Annotated in this window: 22 protein-coding genes and 1 pseudogene; 18 read left to right on the top strand and 5 right to left on the bottom strand. The window is 68.3% G+C overall.

Features of this window, described 5'->3' with window-relative positions; genetic code table 11:
• Positions 1 to 73 precede the first annotated feature (73 nt).
• Positions 74 to 1,585: an amino acid permease gene (locus HWX08_RS05900; protein ID WP_174922086.1), complete on the top strand. Its 1,512-nt coding sequence runs from the start codon at positions 74 to 76 to the stop codon at positions 1,583 to 1,585.
• A 93-nt stretch (positions 1,586 to 1,678) separates the two neighbouring features.
• Here the strand turns inward: HWX08_RS05900 and HWX08_RS05895 are convergent, their stop codons facing one another.
• Positions 1,679 to 2,362 carry an alpha/beta hydrolase gene (locus tag HWX08_RS05895; protein WP_174922085.1) on the bottom strand — a complete coding sequence of 228 codons (684 nt, stop codon included), beginning with the start codon at positions 2,360 to 2,362 and terminating at the stop codon, positions 1,679 to 1,681.
• Between the two features lie 197 nt (positions 2,363 to 2,559).
• On the opposite strand from HWX08_RS05895, the gene HWX08_RS05890 reads away from it, so the two are divergent.
• The 9 genes and pseudogenes from HWX08_RS05890 to HWX08_RS05850 all read left to right on the top strand — a co-directional run bounded on the left by HWX08_RS05890 (position 2,560) and on the right by HWX08_RS05850 (position 10,986).
• Entirely contained in the window at positions 2,560 to 2,814 is a 255-nt protein-coding gene (locus HWX08_RS05890; protein WP_174922105.1) for an antitoxin, read from the top strand.
• Positions 2,811 to 3,253: pseudogene (locus HWX08_RS05885) on the top strand (PIN domain-containing protein). The gene HWX08_RS05890 and the pseudogene HWX08_RS05885 overlap by 4 nt, the downstream one beginning before the upstream one ends.
• 117 nt (positions 3,254 to 3,370) lie before the next feature.
• Positions 3,371 to 3,679 (top strand): DUF485 domain-containing protein, encoded by a 309-nt coding sequence (locus HWX08_RS05880; protein ID WP_069259619.1) that lies wholly within the window; start codon positions 3,371 to 3,373, stop codon positions 3,677 to 3,679.
• Entirely contained in the window at positions 3,676 to 5,406 is a 1,731-nt protein-coding gene (locus HWX08_RS05875) for a cation acetate symporter (protein ID WP_174922084.1), read from the top strand. The genes HWX08_RS05880 and HWX08_RS05875 overlap by 4 nt, the downstream gene beginning before the upstream one ends.
• Before the next feature lie 462 nt (positions 5,407 to 5,868).
• Positions 5,869 to 8,250 (top strand): MCP four helix bundle domain-containing protein, encoded by a 2,382-nt coding sequence (locus tag HWX08_RS05870; RefSeq protein ID WP_174922083.1) that lies wholly within the window; start codon positions 5,869 to 5,871, stop codon positions 8,248 to 8,250.
• A 22-nt stretch (positions 8,251 to 8,272) separates the two neighbouring features.
• Entirely contained in the window at positions 8,273 to 9,001 is a 729-nt protein-coding gene (locus HWX08_RS05865) for a methyl-accepting chemotaxis protein (protein WP_174922104.1), read from the top strand.
• On the top strand, positions 8,998 to 9,579 hold the full coding sequence (locus tag HWX08_RS05860; RefSeq protein WP_174922082.1) for a hypothetical protein: 582 nt from the start codon (positions 8,998 to 9,000) through the stop codon (positions 9,577 to 9,579). Before HWX08_RS05865 ends, HWX08_RS05860 begins: the two co-directional genes overlap by 4 nt.
• Positions 9,580 to 9,620: 41 nt before the next feature.
• Positions 9,621 to 10,580: a chemotaxis protein CheX gene (locus HWX08_RS05855; protein WP_069259624.1), complete on the top strand. Its 960-nt coding sequence runs from the start codon at positions 9,621 to 9,623 to the stop codon at positions 10,578 to 10,580.
• A gap of 40 nt (positions 10,581 to 10,620) precedes the next feature.
• Positions 10,621 to 10,986, top strand: coding sequence for a response regulator (locus HWX08_RS05850; protein WP_031401467.1), 366 nt, complete (start codon positions 10,621 to 10,623; stop codon positions 10,984 to 10,986).
• A gap of 42 nt (positions 10,987 to 11,028) precedes the next feature.
• Here HWX08_RS05850 and HWX08_RS05845 read toward each other — a convergent pair whose 3' ends face one another.
• The gene (locus HWX08_RS05845) at positions 11,029 to 11,559 is read right to left on the bottom strand and encodes a DMT family transporter (protein ID WP_069259625.1); all 531 of its coding nucleotides are present in this window, start codon (positions 11,557 to 11,559) and stop codon (positions 11,029 to 11,031) included.
• Positions 11,560 to 11,649: 90 nt separating this feature from the next.
• Here HWX08_RS05845 and HWX08_RS05840 point away from each other — a divergent pair, with 90 nt between their 5' ends.
• The 3 genes from HWX08_RS05840 (at position 11,650) to HWX08_RS05830 (ending at position 13,753) form a co-directional block, all read left to right on the top strand.
• Complete coding sequence (locus HWX08_RS05840) at positions 11,650 to 12,555, top strand: LysR family transcriptional regulator (RefSeq protein WP_069259626.1); 906 nt, start codon at positions 11,650 to 11,652, stop codon at positions 12,553 to 12,555.
• Between the two features lie 144 nt (positions 12,556 to 12,699).
• The gene (locus HWX08_RS05835) at positions 12,700 to 13,284 is read left to right on the top strand and encodes a hypothetical protein (RefSeq protein ID WP_174922081.1); all 585 of its coding nucleotides are present in this window, start codon (positions 12,700 to 12,702) and stop codon (positions 13,282 to 13,284) included.
• Between the two features lie 10 nt (positions 13,285 to 13,294).
• Positions 13,295 to 13,753: a DUF3592 domain-containing protein gene (locus tag HWX08_RS05830; protein ID WP_174922080.1), complete on the top strand. Its 459-nt coding sequence runs from the start codon at positions 13,295 to 13,297 to the stop codon at positions 13,751 to 13,753.
• A gap of 16 nt (positions 13,754 to 13,769) precedes the next feature.
• On the opposite strand, the gene HWX08_RS05825 is transcribed toward HWX08_RS05830, so the two are convergent.
• On the bottom strand, positions 13,770 to 14,651 hold the full coding sequence (locus HWX08_RS05825; RefSeq protein WP_069261119.1) for a LysR family transcriptional regulator: 882 nt from the start codon (positions 14,649 to 14,651) through the stop codon (positions 13,770 to 13,772).
• A gap of 133 nt (positions 14,652 to 14,784) precedes the next feature.
• Between HWX08_RS05825 and HWX08_RS05820 the strand changes: the two genes are divergently transcribed.
• Together HWX08_RS05820 and HWX08_RS05815 are read left to right on the top strand one after the other, a co-directional pair.
• Positions 14,785 to 16,206 carry an MFS transporter gene (locus HWX08_RS05820; protein WP_174922103.1) on the top strand — a complete coding sequence of 474 codons (1,422 nt, stop codon included), beginning with the start codon at positions 14,785 to 14,787 and terminating at the stop codon, positions 16,204 to 16,206.
• 193 nt (positions 16,207 to 16,399) lie between these two features.
• Positions 16,400 to 17,194: an enoyl-CoA hydratase gene (locus HWX08_RS05815; RefSeq protein ID WP_174922079.1), complete on the top strand. Its 795-nt coding sequence runs from the start codon at positions 16,400 to 16,402 to the stop codon at positions 17,192 to 17,194.
• 163 nt (positions 17,195 to 17,357) lie between these two features.
• Here the strand turns inward: HWX08_RS05815 and alr are convergent, their stop codons facing one another.
• Positions 17,358 to 18,479, bottom strand: coding sequence for an alanine racemase (gene alr, locus HWX08_RS05810; RefSeq protein ID WP_174922078.1), 1,122 nt, complete (start codon positions 18,477 to 18,479; stop codon positions 17,358 to 17,360).
• Between the two features lie 302 nt (positions 18,480 to 18,781).
• Here alr and HWX08_RS05805 point away from each other — a divergent pair, with 302 nt between their 5' ends.
• Positions 18,782 to 19,153, top strand: a complete 372-nt coding sequence (locus tag HWX08_RS05805) for an MAPEG family protein (protein ID WP_069259632.1) — start codon at positions 18,782 to 18,784, stop codon at positions 19,151 to 19,153.
• 27 nt (positions 19,154 to 19,180) lie between these two features.
• Here the strand turns inward: HWX08_RS05805 and HWX08_RS05800 are convergent, their stop codons facing one another.
• The gene (locus HWX08_RS05800) at positions 19,181 to 20,143 is read right to left on the bottom strand and encodes a LysR family transcriptional regulator (RefSeq protein ID WP_069259633.1); all 963 of its coding nucleotides are present in this window, start codon (positions 20,141 to 20,143) and stop codon (positions 19,181 to 19,183) included.
• 117 nt (positions 20,144 to 20,260) lie between these two features.
• Here HWX08_RS05800 and HWX08_RS05795 point away from each other — a divergent pair, with 117 nt between their 5' ends.
• Both HWX08_RS05795 and glnH read left to right on the top strand, forming a co-directional pair.
• Positions 20,261 to 23,800, top strand: coding sequence for an ABC transporter ATP-binding protein/permease (locus HWX08_RS05795; RefSeq protein ID WP_174922077.1), 3,540 nt, complete (start codon positions 20,261 to 20,263; stop codon positions 23,798 to 23,800).
• A gap of 576 nt (positions 23,801 to 24,376) precedes the next feature.
• The gene (gene glnH, locus HWX08_RS05790) at positions 24,377 to 25,129 is read left to right on the top strand and encodes a glutamine ABC transporter substrate-binding protein GlnH (protein WP_069259635.1); all 753 of its coding nucleotides are present in this window, start codon (positions 24,377 to 24,379) and stop codon (positions 25,127 to 25,129) included.
• Positions 25,130 to 25,131 lie beyond the last annotated feature (2 nt).

Here is a 25,131-nt window from a genome sequence, read left to right as displayed (position 1 = left end):
CCGCGCGCAATCGTTGCGCACGCGCGCCGACGCGGGGCGCGACACATCAACAGACAACAAACGGAGACTTACGATGACCCACTCCAGCAAGCGCCCGGCCGATCCGGCCGGCGGCGCGCAATCCCGTCATGCCGATCCGGATGCGATGTTCGCGTCGCACGAAGCCGGCTATGCGAAGCAGTTGAAACCGCGCCACGTGCAGATGATCGCGATGGGCGGTGCGATCGGCACCGGCCTCTTTCTCGGCGCGGGCGGGCGCCTGCAGCACGCGGGGCCCGCGCTCGCGCTCGTGTATCTCGTGTGCGGCGTGTTCGCATTCCTGATCATGCGCGCGCTCGGCGAGCTCGTGATGCACCGGCCGACCAGCGGCAGCTTCGTGTCGTACGCGCGGGAGTTCCTGGGCGAGCGCGCATCGTTCGTCGCGGGCTGGATGTATTACCTGAACTGGGCGACCACCGGCATCGTCGACATCACCGCGGTCGCGATCTACATGAAGTACTGGGCCGTGTTTACGGACGTGCCGCAGTGGGTGTTCGCGCTCGGCGCGCTCGGGATCGTGTCGGTGATGAACATGATCGGCGTGAAGGTGTTCGGCGAGATGGAGTTCTGGTTCTCGATCGTCAAGGTCGGCACGCTCGCGCTGTTCCTCGCGGTCGGCGCCGTGTTTCTCGCGAGCGGCCATCCGGTCGCCGGCCAGATGCCGGGGCTGCACGTGATCGCGGATCATGGCGGGATCTTTCCGCACGGCATCCTGCCGGCCGTGCTGATCGTGCAGGGCGTCGTGTTCGCGTATGCGAGCATCGAGCTCGTGGGCGTCGCGGCGGGCGAGACCGCCGATGCGCGCAAGGTGCTGCCGAAGGCGATCAACAGCGTGATGTGGCGGATCGCGCTGTTCTACGTGGGCTCGGTCGTGCTGCTGACGATGCTGCTGCCGTGGACCGCGTACAGCGCGCACGAAAGCCCGTTCGTCACGTTCTTCAGCAAGCTCGGCGTGCCGTACGTCGGCACGGTGATGAACATCGTGGTGCTGACCGCCGCGCTGTCGAGCCTGAACTCCGGCCTTTATTCGACCGGCCGCGTGCTGCGCTCGCTCGCGATGGGCGGCTCGGCGCCGCGTTTCGTGTCGCGGATGAATGCGCGCGGCGTGCCGTACGGCGGGATCCTCGTCACGGTCGCGATCAATGCGATCGGCGTGCCGCTGAACTACATCGTGCCGGCCCAGGCGTTCGAGATCGTGCTGAACATGGCGTCGCTCGGCATCATCTCGACCTGGGGCTTCATCGTGATGTGCCAGATCCAGTTCCGCCGCGCGGTCGATCGCGGCGAACTGCAGGCCGTGTCGTTCCGGATGCCCGGCGCGCCGTTCACGTCGTGGCTCACGCTCGCGTTCCTCGCCGGCGTGCTGGTGCTGATGGCATTCGACTATCCGGGCGGCACGTGGACCATCGCGACGATTCCGGTCGTCGTGCTCGCGCTGGTGGTCGGCTGGAAGCTGGCGAAGCGCGGGGTGGCGCGGGAGCTGGCGGCCGGCGCGCGGGCATCCGCGGTCACACGCATCGTCGCCGATCCGGCGCAGGGCGCCTGACGGCCGGCGGTACGCGCCGGGCACGCCGCGCCGTCCGCGGGCGGCGTGCCGGTGCGTTGAGGTGCATTGATATGCGTCGAAGTGCGGGTGCCGTCAGTTCAGCCCCGCGCGTTCGCCGACCCATCGGCCGAAATCGCCGGCCATCTCCGCGGTCAGCTCGTGGCCGGCTTCATACAACCGCGTGTCGTGCGCGACGCCGAGCGCCGTGAGTTTCGCGTCGGCGGTGTCGGCCCACGCGACGGGCAGCTTGTCGTCGGACCGGCCGTGCATGATCAGTGCATGCAGCGGGCGCAATGCGTCGCGCGGCGCGATCAGCGGATCGATTTCGGGCAGGATGCGCCCGCACAGCACGGCGAAGGCTGTGACGTCGCCCGGCGACGTGAGGCCGACGCTCGCGCTCATGATGCCGCCCTGGCTGAAGCCGGCGATCACGGTCGGCAGGGCGGCGCCCGCGTCGTCGCGGGCCCGCAACGCGCGCAGCAGCGTGATCAGCCGCAGGCGGCTCGCGTCCGCGCGGCCCGCGTCGATTTCGGGGCCGTTCGGGCCGAAGCGCACCGGAAACCATGCGTGCTGGCCGGGCCCGAACGCGAGCGGCGCGCGCAGGAACGCGATTTCGACGCGCGGATCGATGACGCCGGCGAGGTTCAGCAGGTTGGTTTCGTTGCCGCCGACGCCATGCAGCAGCAACAGACGGGCAACGGGGCGGCCGGTGGCCGTGCGCAGGCGGTAATGGAGGCCCGACTCGGGTTCGGTGGTCAGCGGCAGGGCGTCGGTCATTGCTTGGGTCCGAAAGGAGGTTACCCGGCAGTCTAAAGCGCGCGACGGGCGACGAGAATCACCGAATGGCGATTGATTGTTTCCTGACGGGAACGAATGGGCGCTCCACGGCGCTCGACTGTCTGTCGGGCATAGGCCGAAGCGATGACTCGTCATCGGGGCGTCTCGCTACTAAAACATCTACATTTTGTAGATACATGGTGGCGGCGACGGATACTGCCAAGATTTTCAAGCATGGCGGATCGCAGGCCGTGCGTCTGCCGAAGGATTTCCGCTTCGAAACGGCCGAGGTCCGGATTCGTCGCCACGGCTCGTCCGTCATTCTCGAACCGGTTCCGCAAGACTGGGCATGGCTGACGCCGCTGATCGGCCCGGTCGACGCCGATTTCGAGGCCGCGGCAACGACCGAGCCTTCGGCTCAGGAGCGTCCGGGTCTCGACGTATTCGAATGAAATTTCTGCTGGACACCCATGCCGTCATCGCCATCCTGAAAGGCGCGCCGGCGATGCTGGCCCGGCTGCGCACGTATCGTGCCGGCGGATTTCGGCATGCCGGCGATCGTCGCGCACGAGTTCTACTACGGTGCATACAAAAGCCGGAGAGCGGCAGCGAACGTTGCACGTGTCGAGGCGCTTCAGTTCGAGGTGGTGTCGTTCGATGCGGAAGATGCGCAGCACGCCGGCGAGATTCGTGCGCAACTGAGCGCGGGCAGGAACGCCGATCGGTCCGTACGATGCGCTGATTGCAGGGCAGGCGCGCGCTCGAAGTCGGGTGCTCGTCACGCACAACGTGCGTGAGTTTGCACGCGTTCCCGCGCTACAGGTCGAGGACTGGCTCGACGGCACGCGCTCGCGATCGGAAAGGGGGCTTGCGCGCGCGACCGCGACGTAGCGCCCGGCGCCGCTAGGGAAAACCATAGTGCGCCCGCGAAAGATCGAGTAAGCACGCAGTCAGCTTCGCTGGTCAGAATCGCCGCACTCATTCAAAAAGCAAACCAGGAGACAGGCGATGCATGACGGGATGGTGAAAAAAATCGAAGCGCATCCGAAGTATGCGCTGCTCAAGCGACGACGCAACACGCTCGGCATCTTCCTGACCGTGCTGATGCTGATCGTGTACTACGGCTACATCGCACTGATCGCATTCGACAAGTCGTTCCTCGCGAAGCCCGTGAGCACCGGCGTGACGAGTGTCGGCGTACCGGTCGGCATGGCGGTGATCGTGTTTACCGTCGTCATCACCGGCATCTACGTGCGCCGCGCGAACAACGAATACGATCAACTGACGCAGGACATCCTGCAGGACGTCGCGCGATGAAGAAGACACTTTCGACGATGCTCGTCGCGCTGCTGGCCGCGAGCGCATGCGGCGTGGCCTTCGCGGGCGGTGGCGAGGTCGGGCAGACCGCCAGGCAGGCGACCAACACGACGGCCATCGTCCTGTTCGCGCTGTTCGTGGCCGGAACGTTGTGGATCACCAAGTGGGCGGCGTCGCGCACGCGTTCCGCGGCGGATTTCTACACGGCCGGCGGCGGCATCACCGGCTTCCAGAACGGCCTGGCGATCTCGGGCGACTACATGTCGGCGGCATCCTTCCTCGGCATTTCCGCCGCGGTGATGACGTCGGGCTACGACGGCCTGATCTACTCGATCGGCTTCCTGGTCGGCTGGCCGGTCATCACGTTCCTGATGGCCGAGCGGCTGCGCAACCTCGGCAAGTTCACGTTCGCCGACGTCGCGGGCTACCGTTTCGAGCAGGGGCCGATCCGCAGTTTCGCCGCGGTCGGCACGCTGGTGGTGGTCGCGTTCTACCTGATCGCGCAGATGGTGGGCGCGGGGCAACTGATCAAGCTGCTGTTCGGTCTCGACTACTGGGTGGCCGTCGTCATCGTCGGCGCGCTGATGATGGTCTACGTGCTGTTCGGCGGCATGACCGCGACCACCTGGGTGCAGATCATCAAGGCGTGCATGTTGCTCGCGGGCGTGACGTTCATGGCGATCATGGTGCTCGCGCAGTACGGCTTCAGCCCCGAGGCGCTGTTCGCCAGGGCCGTGGAGGTGAAGACCGCGATTGCGGCGAACGCCGGCAAATCGCCGGACGACGCGACCCGTATCGGCTTGTCGGTCATGTCGCCGGGCGGCTTCATCAAGGACCCGATCTCGGCGATCTCGTTCGGCATGGCGCTGATGTTCGGCACCGCCGGTCTGCCGCACATCCTGATGCGCTTCTTCACGGTGCCGGATGCGAAGGAAGCGCGCAAGTCGGTGTTCTGGGCCACCACGTGGATCGGCTACTTCTACGTGCTGATCTTCATCATCGGCTTCGGTGCGATCACGCTGGTGCTGACCAATCCGGAACTGGCCGATGTCGCGAAGGGCGTGATCAAGGGCGGCGCGGGCACGGCCAACATGGCCGCGGTGCTGGTGGCGAAGACGGTGGGCGGCGACGTGTTCTACGGTTTCATCTCGGCCGTGGCGTTCGCGACGATCCTGGCGGTGGTCGCCGGGCTCACGCTGTCGGGTGCGTCCGCGGTGTCGCACGACCTTTACGCGACCGTCTTCAAGAACGGCAAGGCCGACAGCGCCGACGAACTGAAGGTGTCGCGCATCACGACGCTGGTGCTCGGCGTGATCGCCGTGCTGCTGGGCATCGCGTTCGAGAAGCAGAACGTCGCGTTCATGGTGTCGCTGGCGTTCGCGGTGGCGGCATCGGCGAATTTCCCGGTGCTGTTCCTGTCGATGATGTGGAAGGGCTGCACCACGCGCGGCGCGGTGATCGGCGGCTTCCTCGGGCTGGTCTCGTCGGTGGGGCTGACCATCGTGTCGCCGTCGGTGTGGGAAGCGACGCTCGGCTATCCGAAGGGTTCGGCGTGGTTCCCGTACACGTCGCCCGCATTGTTCTCGATGACGATCGGCTTCGTGGGCGTGTGGCTGTTCTCGGTACTCGACACGAGCGTGCGCGCGAAAGCGGAGAAGGGCGCGTTCGCCGCGCAGCAGGTGCGTTCGGAAACGGGGCTGGGCGCAACCCGCGCGAGCAGCCACTGAGCGGTAGTTGGCCGGTCCCGCCCGCCCCGGGGCGGCGATGCGACGTGATGCAGCGTCGCGCGTCGCGCCGGGGCGGGCGGTATCGTTTCAAGCGTGGGTCGAATCACCCGACGACCACGAACCAATCGCGAATTCGCATGGATTCGCCGATAATGCGCAAACGTTTTGCGAAAACCCGATTGCGGTTAATTCGCGGATCAAATAATTAAAAATAATTATCCGTATCCAGGAAGCTCATCGGGGTGCCGCAGCGCCGTCCGAAGCCTTGAGGCAGCGGGTTAACGGCAGATTCCTGAAAAACTTTAGGGATTTTCATTCGCAATTATTAATTGCATTTTTATCAATGAACGATTGATTTCCGGTCATCGGAACGTCATACACCATCCCCGATAATTCGCCGCTCACATTCTTTCAATAGACCAGAGGGCGATCGAAGCCGGATCGCTGCGGGGAGCTGTACTCATGACCATCCGTCATCGCATTACGCTGCTAGTCGTCCTGACGTTCTTCGCGCTGTCCGCGATCGGCATCTATGCCGTGTACCAGACCCGCAAGAGTGCGTCCGACGTGCGTCAGGTCACCCAGGGAATCGTGCCGAGCGCGCTCGCGTCCGCCGATCTCGTCGCCGACGTGAAGAACATCCAGATCGCGACGATGACGCTCGTCTACGCGCCCGATGCGAACACCGCCGCCCAGGCGCGCGACGAGCTGAAGGCGAAGCAGGCTGCGCTGCGCGCCGCGCTCGACGTGCAGGCGAAATCGGCGGTGGGCCACGCGCAGGTCGGGCTCGTGTCGCAGGCGAAGGACAGCGCGGCGAACTATTTCGCGGCGATCGACGACACCGTGAAGATGAAGGCCGACGGCAAGCCCGAGATGGCGCAGGCGTACCTGTTCGCGAACGTCGCGCAGTATCGCGACGAACTCGAAAGCATCGTCGACACGCTGCGCGTCGAGAAGAACCGCCAGAAGGACGACGCGATCAGCGCGCTGAACGGCATGCTCTCGACGACGGCGACCGCGATCGCGGGCGTCGCCGGCACGGTGATCGTGCTGCTGACCGCGCTCGGCCTGCTGCTGTATCGCCAGATCACGCGCCCGCTGATCGGGATGCAGACGGCGATGAGCGAGATCGCGACGAGCCAGGATTTCACGCGCCGCGTGCCGGTGGGCCGGATGGACGAAATCGGCCATTCGATCGTCGCGTTCAACGGGATGATCGAGAAGATCCAGGAGAACTCCGCGCAGCTCAAGCAGAAGACGGCCGACATCCAGGCGATGCTGCAGAACATGCAGCAGGGGATTATGACCGTCGTCGAAGGCGGCGTCGTGCATGCGGAGTATTCGGCGTACCTCGAAACCATCTTCGAGACGAACGACATCGCGGGCCGCGACCTGATGGCGCTCGTGTTCGACGATTCGAACCTCGGCGCCGACGCGCGCTCGCAGGTCGACGCGGCCGTGCACGCGTGCCTCGGCGAAGACAGCATGAACTTCGCGTTCAACGAGCACCTGCTCGTGAACGAAGTCGCGAAACGGATGCCGGACGGCCGCGACAAGTGGCTCGACCTGAGCTGGTCGGCGATCACCGACGAGACCGACACCGTCGTGCGCCTGATGCTGTGCGTGCGCGACGTGACCGAGATTCGCGAGCTGACCGCGCAGGCCGGCGAGCAGCAGCGCCGCCTCGAGATGATCGGCGAGATCCTGTCGATCAGCCAGGACAAGTTCCACGACTTCGTGCACAGCGCGAAGGGCTTCCTCAGCGAGAACGAGCGGATGATCCGCCAGCACGAGCGCGCCGATCACTCGATCGTCGCGGCGCTGTTCCGCAACATGCACACGATCAAGGGCAATGCGCGCACGTACAGCCTGCAGCATCTGACGAACATCGTCCACGAAGCCGAGCAGGCGTACGACTCGCTGCGCCGCGCGGACGGCGGCCCCGAGTGGAACCGCGATGCGCTGATGGAGGACCTCGCGCGCGTGCGCGAGGCCGTCGAGCACTACGCGACGATCAACGCGGTCACGCTCGGCCGCAGCGGCGAAGCGGTGCAGGGCGCCGACTTCATGATGGTCGAACGCGCGCACATCCGCGAGAGCTTGCGCGTGCTCGACGGCGCCGATCCGGCGAATGCGTCCGACTGGCACGCGGCGCGCGATGCCGTGCGCCGCATGCTGATCCAGCTCGGCACGCAGGGCATCGGCGACGCGCTCGGCGGCGTGATCGAATCGCTGCCGTCGCTCGCGGCCGAGCTCGGCAAGCCGGCGCCCGTCGTGCACATCGACAGCCACGGCCACCGCGTGCGCAGCGAAATCGTCGCGACGCTGAAGAACGTGTTCATGCATCTGCTGCGCAATTCGATGGACCACGGCATCGAATCGTCGGACGAGCGTCGCGCGGCCGGCAAGGCGGCATCCGGCACGATCGACATCGCGGTCGGCGTGGGCGGCGGCGAGCTGTGGTTCGTGCTGAGCGACGACGGCCGCGGCCTCGCGCTCGACCGGATTCGCGGCATCGCGCGCGAGCGCGGCTGGATCGATGCCGGCGATGAAACGGCGCTGTCGGACGAAGCGGTCGCCGAGCTGATCTTCCGGCCGGGTTTTTCGACCGCGAGCACGGTGACCGAAGTGTCGGGGCGCGGCGTCGGCATGGATGCGGTGCGCAGCTTCCTGAAGCGCGACGGCGGCGACATCGCGCTGCGCTTCACCGACGATCGCGTCGGCGCGCCGTACCGCGCGTTCGAGACGATCGTGTCGTTGCCGGCCCGCTTCGCGGCGGACGGTGCCGCGCAGGGCATCGCGCACGAGCATGCGCGCAGCGCGGATATCGGCGCGGCGGAGTGACGACGTGATCGTGCAGGCGTGGATGATTCAGGTGGCCGCCGCATTGGCGGGCGGTGCAGTCGTCGCGATCGTGGCGGCGGTCGTGTTTCGCGTGACGCTCAAGCGGCTCGTCGCGGCGCTGGAGCACGACGCGGACACGTTGCGCGGCGCGCTCGACGCGGCCCAAGCGCGTGCGGCGGAGGCGGTGGCCGCGCATGCGGAAGCGGCCGACGCGTGGGCGCAGCGCGAAGCGCAGCTCGAGGATGCGCTGGCGCGCGAGGCGTCGGCGGCCGGCGCGCAGCGCGACGCGCTGCAGGCGCTGTCGGCCGATCGCGCGGCGCTCGCGCAGCACGTGCTGAAGATCGCCGACGAAGCCGCGCGTCTGCGCGGGCTGGCCGGCACGTTCGAGCGCTGGCACGAGCAGATGATCTCGCTGACCACGCAGAACCACGACATGCGCACGAAGAACCAGGAGCTGTCGGCGATCGTCGCGCACGTGTCGATCGTGTCGCTGAACGCGTCGATCGAGGCCGCGCGCGCCGGCACGGCCGGGCGCGGCTTCTCGATCGTCGCGAGCGAGGTGCGCGGGCTGGCCGCGCGTTCGCAGCAACTGTCGAACAGCTATCGCGACAGCCTGAACCGCAACGATCTCGTGACGGCCGCGACGTTCCAGGACATCCAGGCCGGCGGCAAGATGATCACGGCGGCGCTCGCGACCGTCGAGACGCTGGCCGGGCAACTGCATGCGCGGATCGAAGGAGGCGCGGCGTGATCAGCGCGCAGGCCAAAACGGGCTTCGAGCGAATCTTCTTCGATGCGGCGCGCACGCGGCTCGCGTCCGGCGGCACGTGCGACATCCGTCCGGCCGCCGGCCCCGCCCAAGACGGGCACGATCCTGCCCACGCGAAGTCGCGCGCGAAGCAGAAGGGTTCCGAACAGGTCGCCGTGCTGACGATCTCGGCGCTCCATTTCCGCCTGCTGCTCGCGCTGCGCTTCAGCGACGACGACGCGACGCGCCGCCATTTCGTCGGCGCGACCGCAAGTACGAACAATGCTCGGCCGCTGCCCGACGCGTTCATGGAAGTGGCGAACCTGTGTTGCGGCGCGATCAACCAGGCGCTGACCGTGCCGTTTCCCGACCTGGGCATGTCGACGCCGTACCTGCTGAGCGGAGCGAGCATCGACTACCTGCCCGCGCTGGCCCCCGATCACGTGGCGTCCTACGACCTGACGCTCGACGGCGACGTGCGGATCGGCGCGACGCTGTGCGTGTGCGCGAACGCGCCGGTCGATTTCCACGTGCCGGATACCGCGGTGATGGAAACCGGCGGCGAGCTGGAACTGTTCTGATCGACCCCGATCGACCCGGATCCACACTTAGGAACCCTGAAATGACCCTCGACAAGCCAGTCAGCAAGGTGCTCGTGCTCGACGACAGCCGCGCGCACGCCGACGCGATCAAGCGTTTCTGCGACGAGCACAACCTGGTCGGCCTGACCGTGCGGCGCAACCGGCTGCTGAAGGTGCTGCGCTCGAACATCGACCTCGGCGCGATCCTGCTGGCCGAGGATTACGGCGGCTCGCCGGCCGAGAGCGCGATCATCGCGACGCAGATCGACGCGCTGCGTCCGGAGCTGCCGATCATCCTGCGCCGCGAATCGCTCGCGTCGCGCGACGGGCTGCCGGACGCGCTGGCACGCGTCGCGTGCGCGGCCTACGTCGCCGACGACATGACGCCGCTCAAGCGCGCGGTCGACGAATACCTGTTCGGCCGCGACTACCCGAACGCGCTCGTGCGCGGCATCTCGGAGATCACCGAGGCGCGCATCGACAGCCTGTTTCCCGGCATGACGATCGAGCATGAAACGCCGTGCATCGTGCGCGACCAGATCATCTTCGGCGAGGTGTTCAGCCTGATCGCGCTCGAAAGCGCATGGTGCCGCGGCTACATGCTGCTGCAGACGAGCGAACAGCCGCTGCTCGACATGCTCGGCGGCACGCGCGACGCCGGCCGCGCGCCGGATTTCCGCGACGTGAACAGCGTGCTCGGCGAGCTGACCAACCTCGTGTGGGGCGCGTTCAAGAACCGCTATCTCGGCGACGCCGAGGCACTCGCGCGCCATCCGGTGCAGGTGCCGCTCGTCGTCAATCACAAGCAGAAGTTCATCTCGTTCGGCGGCGATTGCCCGCAGCTCTGCTTCAAGTACCGGATGACCGACCCGGCATCGGGGCGCGCCGTCTGTCTCGACCAGCGCTTCGTGTTCAGCCTGAGCTGGTCGCCGGAGGATTTCCGCGAATCGGTGCAGGACGTCGGGCCGATGGTCGAGTCGGGCGAGCTCGAACTGTTTTGACGATTGAAGTCAGCAACAACGAAAGGAAGGGGAATACGACATGGCAAAGATTCTGGTGGTCGACGATTCTGGCACGGTGCGCGACGAAGTCGCGGGATTCCTGCGCAATCACGGGCTCGACGTCGCGACGGCCGTCGACGGCAAGGACGGGCTCGCGAAGCTCAAGGCGACGCCCGGCGTGCGCCTCGTGATCAGCGACGTGAACATGCCGAACATGGACGGCCTGACGATGGTCGAGAAGATCCGCGGCGAACTGGCGAACGCGACGGTCAACGTCGTGATGCTGACGACCGAAAGCAGCCCGGCGATGAAGGAGCGCGGCAAGGCGGCCGGCGTGAAGGGCTGGATCGTGAAGCCGTTCAAGGGCGACGCGGTGCTCGACGCGCTGAAGAAGCTCGCGGGCTGACGCGCAGCGGGCCACGCACGCGGCCACGGTCGGCTGCAGCGCTCAGCGCTGCGGCTCGGGTTGCACGGCCGCCACGTCGCCGGCGGCGGCCGGCACGCGCGGCGCGGGCGTTTGCCACTGCACGACGATCATCCCCGCGAAGATCAGCGCGACGCCCGCGATGCGCCCGGGCGTCGCGAGCCGCTGCGCGAGCCCCATCAGCCCGTAGTGGTCGATCAGCAGCGACGCGAGCATTTGGCCGGCCACGACGCAGACGATGAAGGTCGTCGCGCCGAGCCGCGGCGTGAGGATCAGCGCGAGGGTGATGTAGATCACGCCCGCGAGGCCGCCGAGCCACATCCACAGCGGGCGCTGCAGCGCGTCGCCGATCAGCGGCGCGTTCGCACGCGTGGCGAGCAGCACGGGCAGCACTGCCAGCAGGCTGACCGTCAGCGACGCGACGCTCGCCCACAGCGGGTGGCCGAGCGCGCGCCCGAGCGCGGCATTGCTGCCGCCTTGCAGCGGCACGAGCGCGCCCGCGACGAAGGCCGCGACGGCGAGCGGAAGGGTGGCGAAGGAAAGGGAAGTCGTCATCGTGGTCCATCGTGAAAGAAATTTGAAATGATTGTTATCCATTAAGATCGCGAATGGAAATTCGTTCTTCGGATGCTTCATATTCCTTTCATGAATAATCTGGCCCGCATCGACCTGAACCTGCTCGTGACGCTGCATGCGCTGCTGAGCGAAAAGCACATCTCGCGCACCGCCGTCCGGCTGCACCGCAGCCAGCCGGCCGTCAGCCACGCGCTCGCGCGGCTGCGGGAAATCTTCGGCGATCCGCTGCTCGTGCGGCGCGCGGGCCGGTTGGAGCTGACCGCGCGCGCGAACGAGCTGGTCGAGCCGTTGAACGACGTCCTCGGCCGGCTCGGCGCGCTGATCGAGCCGCCGGCGTTCGATCCGTCGGCGGCCACGCGCGTGTTTCGCATCGCGATGTCCGACTACGGCGCGCGGATCGTGCTGCCGGCGCTCGTGAAGACGCTGCGCGCCGACGCGCCGGGCATCGAGCTGATCGTGTCGCAGGGCACGCGCGAGGCGATGCGGATGCAGTTGATGGACGGCGAGGTCGATCTCGCGCTCGGCGTGCTGCCCGCGGTGCAGCGCGACCTGCACGCGCAGCCGCTGTTCGTCGAATCGTTCGCGTGCATGGCCGATGCGAGCCGCCTGCCGCGTCGCGGCGAACTCGCGCTCGATGCGTGGCTCGCGCGGCCGCATGCGCTCGTCGCGATGCGCGACGGGATGGACAACGAAGTCGATCGCGCGCTCGCGCGGCTGCGGCGCGAGCGGCACATCGCGGTGATCCTGCCGTTCTGGGGCGTGGCCAACGACCTGATCGCCGGCACCGACCTCGTGCTGACCGTCGCGCGCCGCAATCTCGACCGTGTGCGCGACGACGCGCGCCTGCGCGTGTTCGAGCCGCCGTTCCCGATCGATTCGTTCGAGTTCGCGCAGCACTGGCATGAACGCCGGCACGGCGACGCCGCGCACCTCTGGCTGCGGCAGACGATCGCGCGCGTCGCGAGCGGCGGGTAGCCGCGCGGCGCGGCCGGCCGCGCGCGCAATTTACAGCGCGGAGCGATGTCCGTATCCTGCCCGATGCCGAGGGCGGCGTGCCCGCGCGACCTGCGCGGCACGCCCGGCATTCAGGACCAACCATCAGGAACGGGACCCCCTCCGATGACAATCAAGATCGATCGGGCAGCGCTCGTACGCGGCGCATGCGCGACGCTGGCGGCCGCGCTGGCAAGCGGGTGCGCCGGCACCGGGCAGCAGAATCCGCAACAGGCGGCCGTCGGCGACGGTTCGTCGTACACGTGCCACCCCGTGCAGGCCGACGGGCAGGCCATCGGCGGCAGGGGCGTCTACGGGTGCTACTTCGTGCTGCACGATCCCGCGACGAAGCAGGCGCTGCCGTACACGCGCTATGCGTTCGCGCTCTACACGCGCGCAGCCCAGGACAACCGGGAACTCGAAGTCGAAGGCACGACCGACGCGCGGGGGCGCACGATCTACATGCGTTCCGCCGCGCCGATCAATGCGTCGCGCATGGTGCTCGTCCGCACGATCGGCGACGGCCCGACGGCGCGCATCCCGGTGCTGGTCCGGCCGCAGGACGGCCAGCGCATTCCGTTCGCGCAGTACAAGGTCACCGGCTGCAACGGTCCGTACGAAGGCGTGACCGACGAAACGGGGCGCGGCGTGATGTATCGCTGCAAGACGCCGTCGAGGATCGACGTGTCGTTCTATCAGTCGCGTCATTGAGGCGAGCGCGATGGCGTTCGGAGCCGGCCGCAGTGCCGCGCAGCAGACGGAGATGCTGATCGCGAAGGGCGTCGTTTTCACCGTCGCGGGCACGTGCCTGCTGATCGGCACTGCGCTGTACGCGCGGTCGATGCGTGAATTCCTGCAGGCGTCGGTCGTCGTGCCGGGGCGCGTCGTCAAGCTGAACGCGGGGCCGCATCATCCGGAGATCGCGTTCACGACGCTCGCGGGCGAGCGGGTCGAATACGCGCAGGGCGGCGCGGTCAGCGTGCAGGACGGCGCGAGCGTCGAGGTGCGTTATCTGCCCGACGCACCGAAGATGACGGCGCGAATGAATACGTTCGGGGGGATCTGGGGCGGCGTACTGACCTTCGGCGCGATGGGTGCCGTCTTTTTTCTCGTCGGTGTCGGCCACCTGCGGTCGGGCGTGCGCGCATGGCGCGGCAGGCGGATCCCGGCCGCGCGCTGAAGCCGTAGCGCGTTCGTTACCGGCCTGACGGCGCGACGCTCGCGAATTCGTCGACGACGGCTTCGATCACCGCCTGCACGCGTGCGGTCTTGTACAGATCGGCATGCGCGACGAGCCACACGTCGAAATGATTGCATCGTCGGGGCATGAGGCGCACCAGTTCCGGCTCGGTTTCCGCGCGAAAGCACGGCAGCTCCGCGATGCCGAGCCCCGCAAGGGCGGCTTCGACCAGCATCATCGTCGACGATGTCTGGAACATCACGCGGCCGCGCGACGTCGATTCGCCGCACAGGGCGTCCCACATCGTCGGCACCACCGGCTGCTGGTACATCACCAGATCGTGTCCCTCGAACGCGCTGCCCGCGGCCGGTTCGCCACGCTCGGCCAGGTAGCGGCGCGACGCGTAGATGCCCGTTTCGAGATGCCCGAGCCGCCTGACGATCAGGTCCGGCGATTCCGGCCGCAACGTGCGAATCGCGAGATCCGCTTCGCGGCGCGTGAGATTGGCGATTTCGGCCGACGTCACGCACACGACGTCGATGCCGGCATGCCTGCGCCGCAAGCTGGCGATGGCGGGAATCACGAAGCGCTTGCCGAGCGTGTCGGTCGTGGCGATTCGCACGGACCCGGCAAGCTGCTCGTCGAGGCCCATCACGCGCCGCTCGATCGTGAGCGACGCCCGTTCCATCGTTTCGGCGGGCTCGAGCAACGCTTCGCCGGCGGTCGTCAGCACATAGAGGGCCGGCGTTCGGAGAAACAGGCGGGCCGAGAGTTCGTCTTCGAGCGCGGCGATCCGACGCCCCACCGTCGCCTGATCGACGTTCAGTTGCGCCGCGGCGCCGCGCAGCGTGCCGGTGCGCGCGAGGGCCAGGAAGAAGCGGGCGTTGTCCCAGTTCATGCGGGTCGGCAGTGTCATCGGGCAGGGTGGCGGCAGGCAGTGGAGATGCATATCTGCATCAGGCAAATGCGAAATTATCACTTTTCTGCATCGTGTGCCGTTTCTAGACTCCCGGCATCTGCCTGGAGGTTTCATGCCCGATTGCACGCCTGTTTCCCTTCCCGTACCCGTCATGGCAGCGGGCCGCCCGACGGCCCGCGAACGCCGCTTCACGCTTGCGCTGGTCGCGATCGGAATGTTCATGGCGGTACTCGATACGACGATCGTCAACGTTGCGCTGCCGGCGATGCGCGCGAGTCTCGGTGCGACGGTCGCGGCGCTCGCGTGGATCGTCGACGCGTACACGCTCAGCTTCGCCGCGCTGATTCTCGCGGGCGGCGCGCTGTCCGATCGGTTCGGCGCCAAGCACGTCTACCTCGCGGGGCTGGCGCTGTTCGTCGCCGCATCGGCGGGATGCGGCTTCGCATCGTCCGTGGCCGTCCTCGTGGCCGCGAGATTCGTGCAGGGCATGGGCGCCGCGCTCTTTTTACCCGCGTCCCTCGCGGTCGTGCGCGGCACCTTCGACGTGCCTGCCGAGCGGGCGCGGGCGATTGCGGTCTGGGCGGGCATCGCGTCGGTTGCGGTGGCCGTGGGGCCGGTGCTGGGCGGCATCCTCGTGGACGATTTCGGCTGGCGCAGTGCGTTCCTGATCAATGTGCCGACCGGCGCGGTCGCGTTTGCCGGGGCGGCCGTACTCGTCCGGGCGTCGGTCGCGCGGCAAACGCGCCACTTCGATTGGGCCGGCCAGTGTGTCGGGGCGATGGCGCTCGGCGCGCTGTGTTTCGCCGTGATCGAACTGCCGACGCGCGGCCCGGGCGCGGCGGAAGTCCGGTGCGCGCTGCTGGTCGCCGGCCTCGCCGCCGCCGCGCTGGTCGTCATCGAGCGGCGTGTTCGCGATCCGATGGTTCCGCTGGCGTGGTTTCGCAATCGCACCTTCGTCGCGATGAACCTGATGGGCAGCCTCGTCTATGTCGGCTACTTCGGCTTGCTGTTCGTGCTGAGCCTGTACCTGCACGGGAGCCTCGGCATGAGCGCGCGGCAGACGGGGCTGACGCTGTTGCCGTTCGCGCTGAGCCTGTCGCTCGGCAATCTGTTGTCCGGAAAATTGCAGGGGCGGGTGCACCCGGCCCGGCTGATGGCGAACGGTCTCGGGATGGCGGCGCTGGCCATTCCGGCGCTCGCGGCCGCGCTTGCGCTGCGCGCGCCGTGGCCGGTGGCCTGGACGGCGATGGCCGCATTCGGCACGGGGACCGCGCTGTCCGTGGCGCCGATGATCGCGACCGTACTCGAACAGGTGCCCGCGGACGCGGCGGGCGTGGCGTCGGGATTCCTCAATGCGGCGCGACAGGCGGGAAGCCTGTTCGGCGTGGCCATCGCCAGCGCCGCGACGATGCTGTTGCCGAATCCGACCGCCGCGCTGTGGGCGGTCGCGGCGGTCGGTTGTGTCGCCTATGCGACGGCCGCCGTTGCCGCGCGGACGGCCGGCACGGCGAAAACCGCGCAGCGAGGCCGCTGACGCGCGAATCGCGTGGTCCGCACGCGGGTACGGCGGTACGCAGACCACCGCGCACGCACGTGCGGCCGCGCGACTGGACGCCGCGCGGAATGTGGAGGACCATTTATCGTCACGGTGCCGTGAGCGTGCGTGCCTCATCGGCCGCCCGTTCGCGCCGCATCGACTCCTGCCGAACCCCATCGAGCGGAACATCATGGAATCCGATCAACAGACTGCCGGGCCGATCCTGCTGCGCGATGCGCACGACGGCGTCGTCACGCTACGGCTGAACCGGCCGCAGCAGTTCAACGCGTTGTCCGAGGCGATGCTCGCGAGCCTGCACGATGCGTTTGAGTCGCTCGCGGCCGATCCGCACGTGCGCTGCGTCGTGCTGGCCGCGCAAGGCAAGGCGTTCTGCGCGGGCCACGACCTGCGGCAGATGCGCGGCAAGCCCGAACTCGACTACTACCGCACGCTGTTCGCGCAGTGCAGCCGCGTGATGCTCGCGATGCGTGCGTTGCCGGTGCCCGTGATCGCGCGCGTGCACGGCATTGCGACGGCGGCCGGCTGCCAGCTTGTCGCCGCGTGCGACCTGGCGATCGCGGCCGACACCGCGCGCTTCGCGGTATCGGGCATCAACGTGGGGCTGTTCTGTTCGACGCCGGCCGTTGCATTGAGCCGCAACGTCACGGCGAAGCGCGCGTTCGACATGCTCGTGACCGGGCGCTTCGTCGATGCGGCGACGGCCGCCGCGTGGGGGCTCGTCAACGAGGCCGTGCCCGAGGACGCGCTCGATGCGGCCGTCGCGCGCAAGGTTGCGGAGATCGTCGCGAAGAGCCCGGCCGCGGTTCGCTACGGCAAGCAGATGTTTTACCGCCAGCGCGAATTGCCGCTCGACGAAGCCTACGCGTACGCGGGCGACGTGATGGCGCGCAACATGATGGAAGAGGACGCGGGCGAAGGCATCGATGCGTTTCTCGAGAAGCGCAAGCCGACGTGGCGCTCGTAGTGCATTGACGAACGCGCGTGTCGAGCGAAGCGGGAAGGGCGGCAACGCGCGCCTGTTGCTTGCCCGGAAACGCAAGCGGGCCGCCCGAGGCGAGCCGCAACCGAAGCCATCACCGAAGCAGTACACAAGGCGGCGCGAGGGCACGCCGCCGCATCGACGCCGGTCAGCGTCCGTAGCTTCCGGTGCGCAGCGCGGGCTGCGCGCTCGACGCACCCGGCGGCACGATCACGACCGGCACGCGACGCGCGAGTGCGCACATCAGCTCGTAGCCGATCGTGCCGCTGGCTTCCGCCACGTCATCCACCTTCACCTGGTCGCCCCACAGCTCGACGCTCGACCCGATGCCCGCGTTCGGGCACGGCGTCAGGTCGACGGTCAGCATGTCCATCGACACGCGGCCGACGACGCGCGTCATCACGCCGTCCACCGCGATCGGCGTGCCGGTCGGCGCGTCGCGCGGATAGCCGTCCGCGTAGCCGCACGCGACGACGCCGATCCGCATCGCCCGCTCGGCCGTGAAGCGGCGGCCGTAGCCGACGGTTTCTTCCGGTGACAGCGTCTGCACGCCGATGATCCGGCTCGACAGCGTCATCGCGGCCATCAGCGGCGTATCGGCGATATGCCGCGCCGCACCCGTCGGCGAGGCGCCGTACAGGATCGTGCCGGGCCGCACCCAGTCGCGGTGCGCGCGCGGATGCCACAGCACGGCGGCCGAATTCGACGCCGAGCGCTCGCCCGGAATCCCCGCCGTGGCCGCATCGAACTGGTCGAGCTGCCAGTCGACTTCGCCTTCGTCGGCGTTCGCGAAATGCATCATCAGCGTGATCTTGCTGATCGACGGTGCGTTCGCCGCGCGTTCCCATGCGGCACGGAAAGCGGCGGGCCGGTAGCCGAGCCGGTTCATCCCGGAGTTCATCTTGAGCTGGATGTCGATCGGCTGCCGCGGCTTAGCCGCGATCAGCAGGTCGAGCTGTTCGTCGCAATGCACGGCTACCGTCAGCCGGTAGCGATCGGCCAGTTCGACGTCGGCCGGCTCGAAGATCCCTTCGAGCAGCAGCACGGGCTTGTCCCAGCCGAGCTCGCGCACGCGCACCGCTTCGTCGAGATCGAGCAGCGCGATGCCGTCGGCGGCAGCGAGCCCCGGGTAGATCCGCTCGATCCCGTGGCCGTATGCGTTGGCCTTGACGACGGCCCACACGCGCGATTGCGCGGCGGTGCGGCGAATGAAGTCGAGGTTGTGGCGGACGGCGTCGGGGCGGATATGGGCGACGATGGGACGGGGCATGGCGATGTCTCGGATCGGATGTCGTTCGGGGCGCGGCGCGCGGATGGAAACGGCAGGCTGGCGCGATAGTGCGTCAGGCCAGTGTTGAACGCTATCTTATTGGTGTTCGACCAGTTTTAATTAACGTATTTGTCGATGATTTGGTGGAATTTGAGGTGTCGCACAAGGCTCGCCGCGGCTGCCGGCGGCCCGTGCAGCCGAGTCTCCCGTCTAGAAAACCGGTGCGCGAACGGCACGACGCGATGCTAAGCTCTCGGCGATCTTGTCATTGATCAATGTAATCATAAAGGAGGAGACTTTTGATGACGACGTCCCAGCTGTGCCTGTTCATCGTCGCGTTGTTGCCGTTCCCGATGACGTTTCTCGCGAAGGCCCGCAAGGGCTACGACAACCACGCGCCGCGCGAATACCTGGCGAAGCTCGAAGGCTGGCGCGCCCGCGCGCAGGCCGCGCACCAGAACACATGGGAGGCGCTCGCGCTGTTCACGGCCGCGCTGGTGGTCGCGTGGCACAACGGCGCGAACGTGCATCGCGTCGATCAGCTCGCGATGGCATTCGTCGCGTTGCGCGTCGTGTATATGCTGATGTACCTGCTGAACTGGGCGTCGCTGCGCTCGCTCGTGTGGTTCGGCGGGATGGCGTGCGTGGTCGCGCTGTTCTTCGCCGCGCCGTAAGCGGCGCATGCGGGCGAGGCCCGCGCGTTACTTGCCGGTCGCGCCGCCCGTGCCGCGCACGAGACTGTCGTTGGATGCGCGCGCAACGATCGGGCCTGCGACCGGCGCGGCTTGCGCTTCCGCTTCGCGGCGCAGGAACGCGATCAGCGGATCGAGCAGCCGGTGCCGCGTCGACGGGTTGCGGCGCAGCACGAAGCGCCACGACGCGGCGCGTTCGATGCCCGGCTTCAACGGCACCAGGCGGCCGCTGCGCAGGTCGGGCTCGATCAGCGGCATGCGGCCGAGCGCGATGCCCGCACCGCCGACCGCCGCGCCGATCACCTGGCTGAAGCTGCTGTAACGGACGATCTTCGTCTCGAAGTCGCCCGGCAAGCCGAATTCCGACGCCCAGTTGCGCCAGTCGATCTCGGGGCTGTGCTCGTGCATCTCCTGCAGCAGCCGCGAGCGGCACACGTACCCCGATGCGTACGGAAACAGTTCGGGGCTGCAGACCGGGAACACGGTCTCCCGCATCAGCACGTCGTCGTCGGCCCGCAGCCGGTGCGCGGGCACGTGCACGATCGCCAGGTCGATGCCGCTGCGCGCGAAATCCGGCTCGTCGTCGAGCACGACCGCATGCAGCGGCGTGTCGGGATGAAGCGACGAGAATTCCGCGAGGCGGCGGGCGAGCCACATTGCCGAAAACGGCGCGTTGGCGGAAACCGTCAGCCGTTGTGCGGTGCCGCGAATCTCGGCACAGGCGTCGGTCAGGCGCGACAGCGCATCGCTGACGGCCGGCAGCAGGCGTGCGCCGGCCGGCGTGAGGCTGATGCCGCCGAGCCCCGTGCTGCGTTCGAGCAGCCGCGCGCCGAGCGATTCCTCGAGCGCGCGGATCTGGTGGCTGACCGCGCTGGTCGACACGTTCAGCTCGACTGCCGCGCGCGCGAACCCGCCGAGGCGGACAGCCGCCTCGAAAGCCCGCAATGCGCTGAGGGGAGGGAGATGCGACATGCGGGGTATTGTAGTTGACTCAACACCCGTTGAAAAATCATCTTTTGCCGCGCGCGGGCCGCGCGGGTAGCCTCGATCCGGTCAACAAAAACGTCACAGATACGACTGGAGGGCTTCATGTATTTCGACCGACGACTATGGGCGATGATGGCGGGGCTGCGCTGGCGGGTGGCCGCGGCCGTCGCGCTCGGCCTGCTCGCGATGGGTGTCGGCATCCTGCGCTTCGTATTTCTCGGCCGCGTGCTGGCGCTGGTCTTTTCCGGCGCGCCGGCGCGCAGCATCGGCGAAGCCGTCGCTGCAACGGCGGCCTGCGTGCTGCTGCGCGCATGGCTCGATCATCGCCGCACGGTGCTCGCGCAGCACACGGCCGGGCGCGTGCAGGCCACGCTGCGCGCGCGGCTGTTCGACCGGATCGCCGCGCTCGGCCCCGCGTGGTTCAGCGGCGAACGCACGGGCGGTGTGATGCTGGCCGTCGTCGACGGCGTCGAGCAGCTGCAGACCTTTTTCGGCACCTACCTGCCGCAGCTCGTGATCGCCGCCTGTGCGCCGGTGATGATCTTCGCGGTGCTCGCGTGGTGGGACGTGCCGACGGCCGCGATCCTGCTGGTCGCGGCGCTCGTCACGCTCGCGTTGCCGCAGCTCGTGCATCGCGCCGACAAGCGCGCCGCGCTCGCGCGTTCGGCTGCGTTCAAGGCGTTCGGCGAGGAGTTTCTCGACGCGGTGCAGGGCCTGCCGACGCTGAAGGCGTTCGGGCAAAGCACGGCGTTCGGCGCGAAGCTGGCCGCGAAGGCGCGCGCGTTGTCCGACAGCACGTTCTGGGTGCTCGCGCTCGGCCTGCTGACGCGCTTCTTCACCGATCTCGGCACCGGCCTGGGCGCGGCCGTCGCGATCGCGGTCGGTGCGTGGCGCGTGCGGCACGGCGACATGAGCCTCGAAGCGCTGCTGATCGTGCTGATGGCCGGCAGTGAAATCTTCCGGCCGCTGCGCGACCTGCGGTCGGTGTTGCACCAGGGGATGATCGGCCAGTCGGCCGCGAATGCGATCCACGCGCTGCTCGACGCGCAGAGCCACGCGCCGGCCGCCGACGCGCCGCGCGTGACGGGCCTGCGGCCGGAGATCGCGTTCGACGCGGTCAGCTTCGCGTATCCGGGCCGCCGCGCGGATGCGCATGCGGCGCTGAGCTTCTCGGTGCGCGAAGGCGAGACGGTGGCGATCGTCGGGCCGAGCGGCGCGGGCAAATCGACGATCGTGCGCCTGCTGCTGCGCCAGCACGATGCGCAGGGCGGCGCAATCCGCATCGGCGGCCGCGACGTGCGCACGCTCGATGCCGGCCAGGTGCGTGAAATGATCGCGGTCGTCGCGCAGGATGCGACGCTGTTCGACGGCAGCGTCGCCGACAACCTGCGGCTCGGCCGCCCCGACGCGACCGACGCGGACATGATCGCCGCCGCGCGCGCGGCCAACGCGCACGATTTCATCTCGGCGCTGCCCGACGGCTACGCGACGCGCATCGGTGAGCGCGGGCTCATGCTGTCGGGCGGTCAGCGCCAGCGCATCGCGATTGCGCGTGCGCTGCTGCGCGACGCGCCGATCCTGCTGCTCGACGAGGCGTTGTCGTCGGTCGATGCGGAGAACGAAGCGCTGATCCAGCAGGCGCTCGACCGGCTCACGCGCGGGCGTACGACGCTCGTGCTCGCGCACCGGCTGTCCAGCGTGATCGGCGCCGACCGCATCCTGGTGCTCGACCAGGGACGGGTGGTCGACGAGGGCACGCACGCGGCGCTGATCGCGCGCGACGGCCCGTATCGCCGGCTGATGGGGCCGCAACTGGAAGCGGTCGCCGAAACGGTCGGCGCGACGGCGCCGGCCGGTGTTACCGCACGCGTATCGTCGGGCCCGCAGGTGCGGCCGCTGAACGACGATGCGGCCGAAGTCGGCTGGCCGGAAACCTTGCAGACGCTGCTGCGCTTCGTGCGTCCGTGGACGGGCAAGGTCGTGCTGACGGTGCTGTTCGGGATCGGCCGCGTGCTCGCGTTCATCGGTGTCGGCGTGATCGGCGCGCTGGTGGTTGGAGCGGTGCCGGGCGGGCACGTGAGCCCGGCGCTCGTCACCGCGCTGCTCGTGATCGCGCCGGTGGCGGCCGTGCTGCACTGGCTCGAATCGTGGCTCGCGCACGACATGGCCTACCGGCTGCTCGCGGAAATGCGCATCGCGCTGTTCGCGACGCTCGAACGTCTGGCGCCGGCCGGGCTGCTGCGCCGCCGGTCCGGCGATCTGGTGTCGCTCGCGACGCAGGACGTCGAGACCGTCGAGTATTTCTATGCGCACACGCTCGCGCCCGCATTCGTCGCGGTGCTCGTGCCGGCCGCGGTGCTGGTGCTGCTCGCATCGATTGCGTGGCCGCTCGCGCTCGTGCTGCTGCCGTTCCTGTTGTGGGCCGGGCTCGCGCCGGTGCTCGCGCGGCGCGAGGTCGACCGGCTCGGCACCGGCGCGCGCGAAGCGCTCGGCCAGCTTGGCGCGCACCTGACCGAAACGATCCAGGGGCTCGCGGAGCTGACCGCGTTCCAGGCCGTGGCGCGCCGGCGCGACGCGTTCGTGGCCGAAGTCGATGCATACCGGAAGCAGCGCGCGAAGCTGCTCGACGACCTGTCGTCGCAGAGCGCCGCGCTGGAAGTCGCGAGTGGGCTCGGCGGGCTGGTCGTCGCGGCGCTCGGCGCGCTGCTGTGCGCGCGCGGCTGGTTTCCGCGCGAGTCGTTGCCGCTGCTGGTGCTGGTCGCGGTGGCCGCGTTCATGCCGGTGGCCGAAATCGGCCAGGTCGCGCGCCAGCTCGCCGACACGATCGCGTCGACGCGCCGCCTGCGTGCGCTGGAGAAGGAACCCGTGCCGGTGACCGACGGCACGCACGCGATGCCCGCCGATCCGGCGGTGCGTTTCGAAGCCGCGAGCTTCACGTATCCGGGCCGCAGCGTGCCCGCGATCGACCGCGTGAGTTTCGAGGTGCCGCGCGGCAGTACCGTCGCGCTGGTCGGCGCATCGGGCGCCGGCAAATCGACGGTCGCGAGCCTGCTGCTGCGCTTCTGGGACCCGCAGCAAGGCCGCGTGACGCTCGGCGGCGTCGACCTGCGCGACTTGCGGCTCGACGACCTGCGGCAGCACATCGCGCTCGTTGCGCAGGATACCTACCTGTTCAACGACACGCTCGAAGCGAATATCCGGCTCGCGGCGAACGATGCGTCCGACGCGGACGTGCGGCGTGCGATCGACCATGCGGCGCTCGGCGAATTCGTCGCGCGGCTGCCGGACGGGCTCGCGACGCGCGTTGGCGAGCGCGGCGTGCAACTGTCGGGCGGCCAGCGCCAGCGTGTCGCGATTGCGCGCGCGTTCCTGAAGGATGCGCCGGTGCTGATCCTCGACGAAGCGACGTCCCATCTGGATACGATCAGCGAGCAGCAGATCCGCGCGGCGCTGGAAGACCTGATGACGCAGCGCACGTCGATCGTCATCGCGCACCGGCTGTCGACCGTGCGCAATGCCGACCTGATCCTCGTGATGGAGCACGGCAGCGTGATCGAGGCCGGACGGCATGCGGACCTGATGGCGCGGCAGGGTGCGTATGCGCGGCTCGTGTCGCATCAGGCGAGTGGGGTGGCGGCGTAAGCGATGCCGCAGCGGCGCGCGGCCGGCCGGTTGGGGCGCGCGCATTCGGCAACATGTGTTGAGCCGCACCGGCGATTGAGGGCATCGCGCGGGCGGCCGCCCCGGCGCCGCGCCGCACGTCGAACCGACGACGATCCGCGCTGACACGTGAACCCAAAACGGGTTGAAAAACGGCCCGACGAGCGCGCTCGCGGCGGCGATCAGCGCCGCGCGGTCGCGCCGCCATCCTCCTCTCGCGCATGATGCCCGAGGCGGCAAACCTGCCCGTCCGGGCCACTCACCACTCACCGCCAACTGCTCGCCAGCCGCCGCCATCGGCCCGCGCGGCACGATCCGTCCCGGCCGCCTCTCCCCTCGAGCCGCACTTCCTTTCCTCCGATTTAACCGCGTCGCACGCGCCGGGTTTGTCTCGATGCATTTCCCTGTTGCGGACTTTTTTGTCGTCGTAGTATCGCCATTGACAACACTTGTTGCACTAATGTCTAATTCGGCATCGCATGTTGCGGTGCGGCTCGATGTCGTCGTTACCGCCGGCCGGCTGGCCGGTCATATCGCTCAATTATGCGGAGAGAAACCATGAGTCGCCGTTCCTTCCTGAAAGCCGTCGCGGTTGCTGCCGCGCTCGGCGCCAGCCTCGCGCACGCGGATACCAGGACGCTCGTCGTCGGGACCGATACGTCGTTCATGCCGTTCGAGTTCAAGCAGGGCGACAAGTACGTCGGCTTCGATCTCGACCTGTGGGCGGAGATCGCGAAGGACCAGGGCTGGAAATACACGATCCAGCCGATGGATTTCGCGGGCCTGATCCCGGCGCTGCAGACGCAGAACATCGACGTCGCGCTGTCGGGGATGACGATCCGCGAGGAGCGAAAGAAGGCGATCGACTTCTCCGCGCCGTACTACGACAGCGGCCTCGCGGCGATGGTGCAGACCGGCAACACGTCGATCAAGTCGATCGACGACCTGAACGGCAAGGTGATCGCCGCGAAAACCGGCACGGCGACGATCGACTGGATCAAGGCGCACCTGAAGCCGAAGGAGGTCCGCCAGTTCCCGAACATCGACCAGGCGTACCTCGCGCTCGAAGCGGGCCGCGTCGACGCGGCGATGCACGACACGCCGAACGTGCTGTTCTTCGTGAACAACGAAGGCAAGGGCAAGGTGAAGGTCGCGGGCCAGCCGGTCAGCGGCGACAAATACGGGATCGGCTTCCCGAAGGGCAGCCCGCTCGTGCCGAAGGTCAACGCGTCGCTCGTGAAGATCCGGGCTGACGGCCGCTACGCGCAGATCTACCGGAAGTGGTTCGGCGCCGAGCCGCCGAAGATGTGAGC

Origin of the sequence: Burkholderia metallica (assembly GCF_902832845.1) — a bacterium.
In the GTDB taxonomy this organism is placed as follows: Bacteria; Pseudomonadota; Gammaproteobacteria; order Burkholderiales; family Burkholderiaceae; genus Burkholderia; species Burkholderia metallica.
The sequence above is the reverse complement of the archived record's forward strand: the minus strand, read 5'-3'. Positions and strand labels throughout refer to the sequence as shown.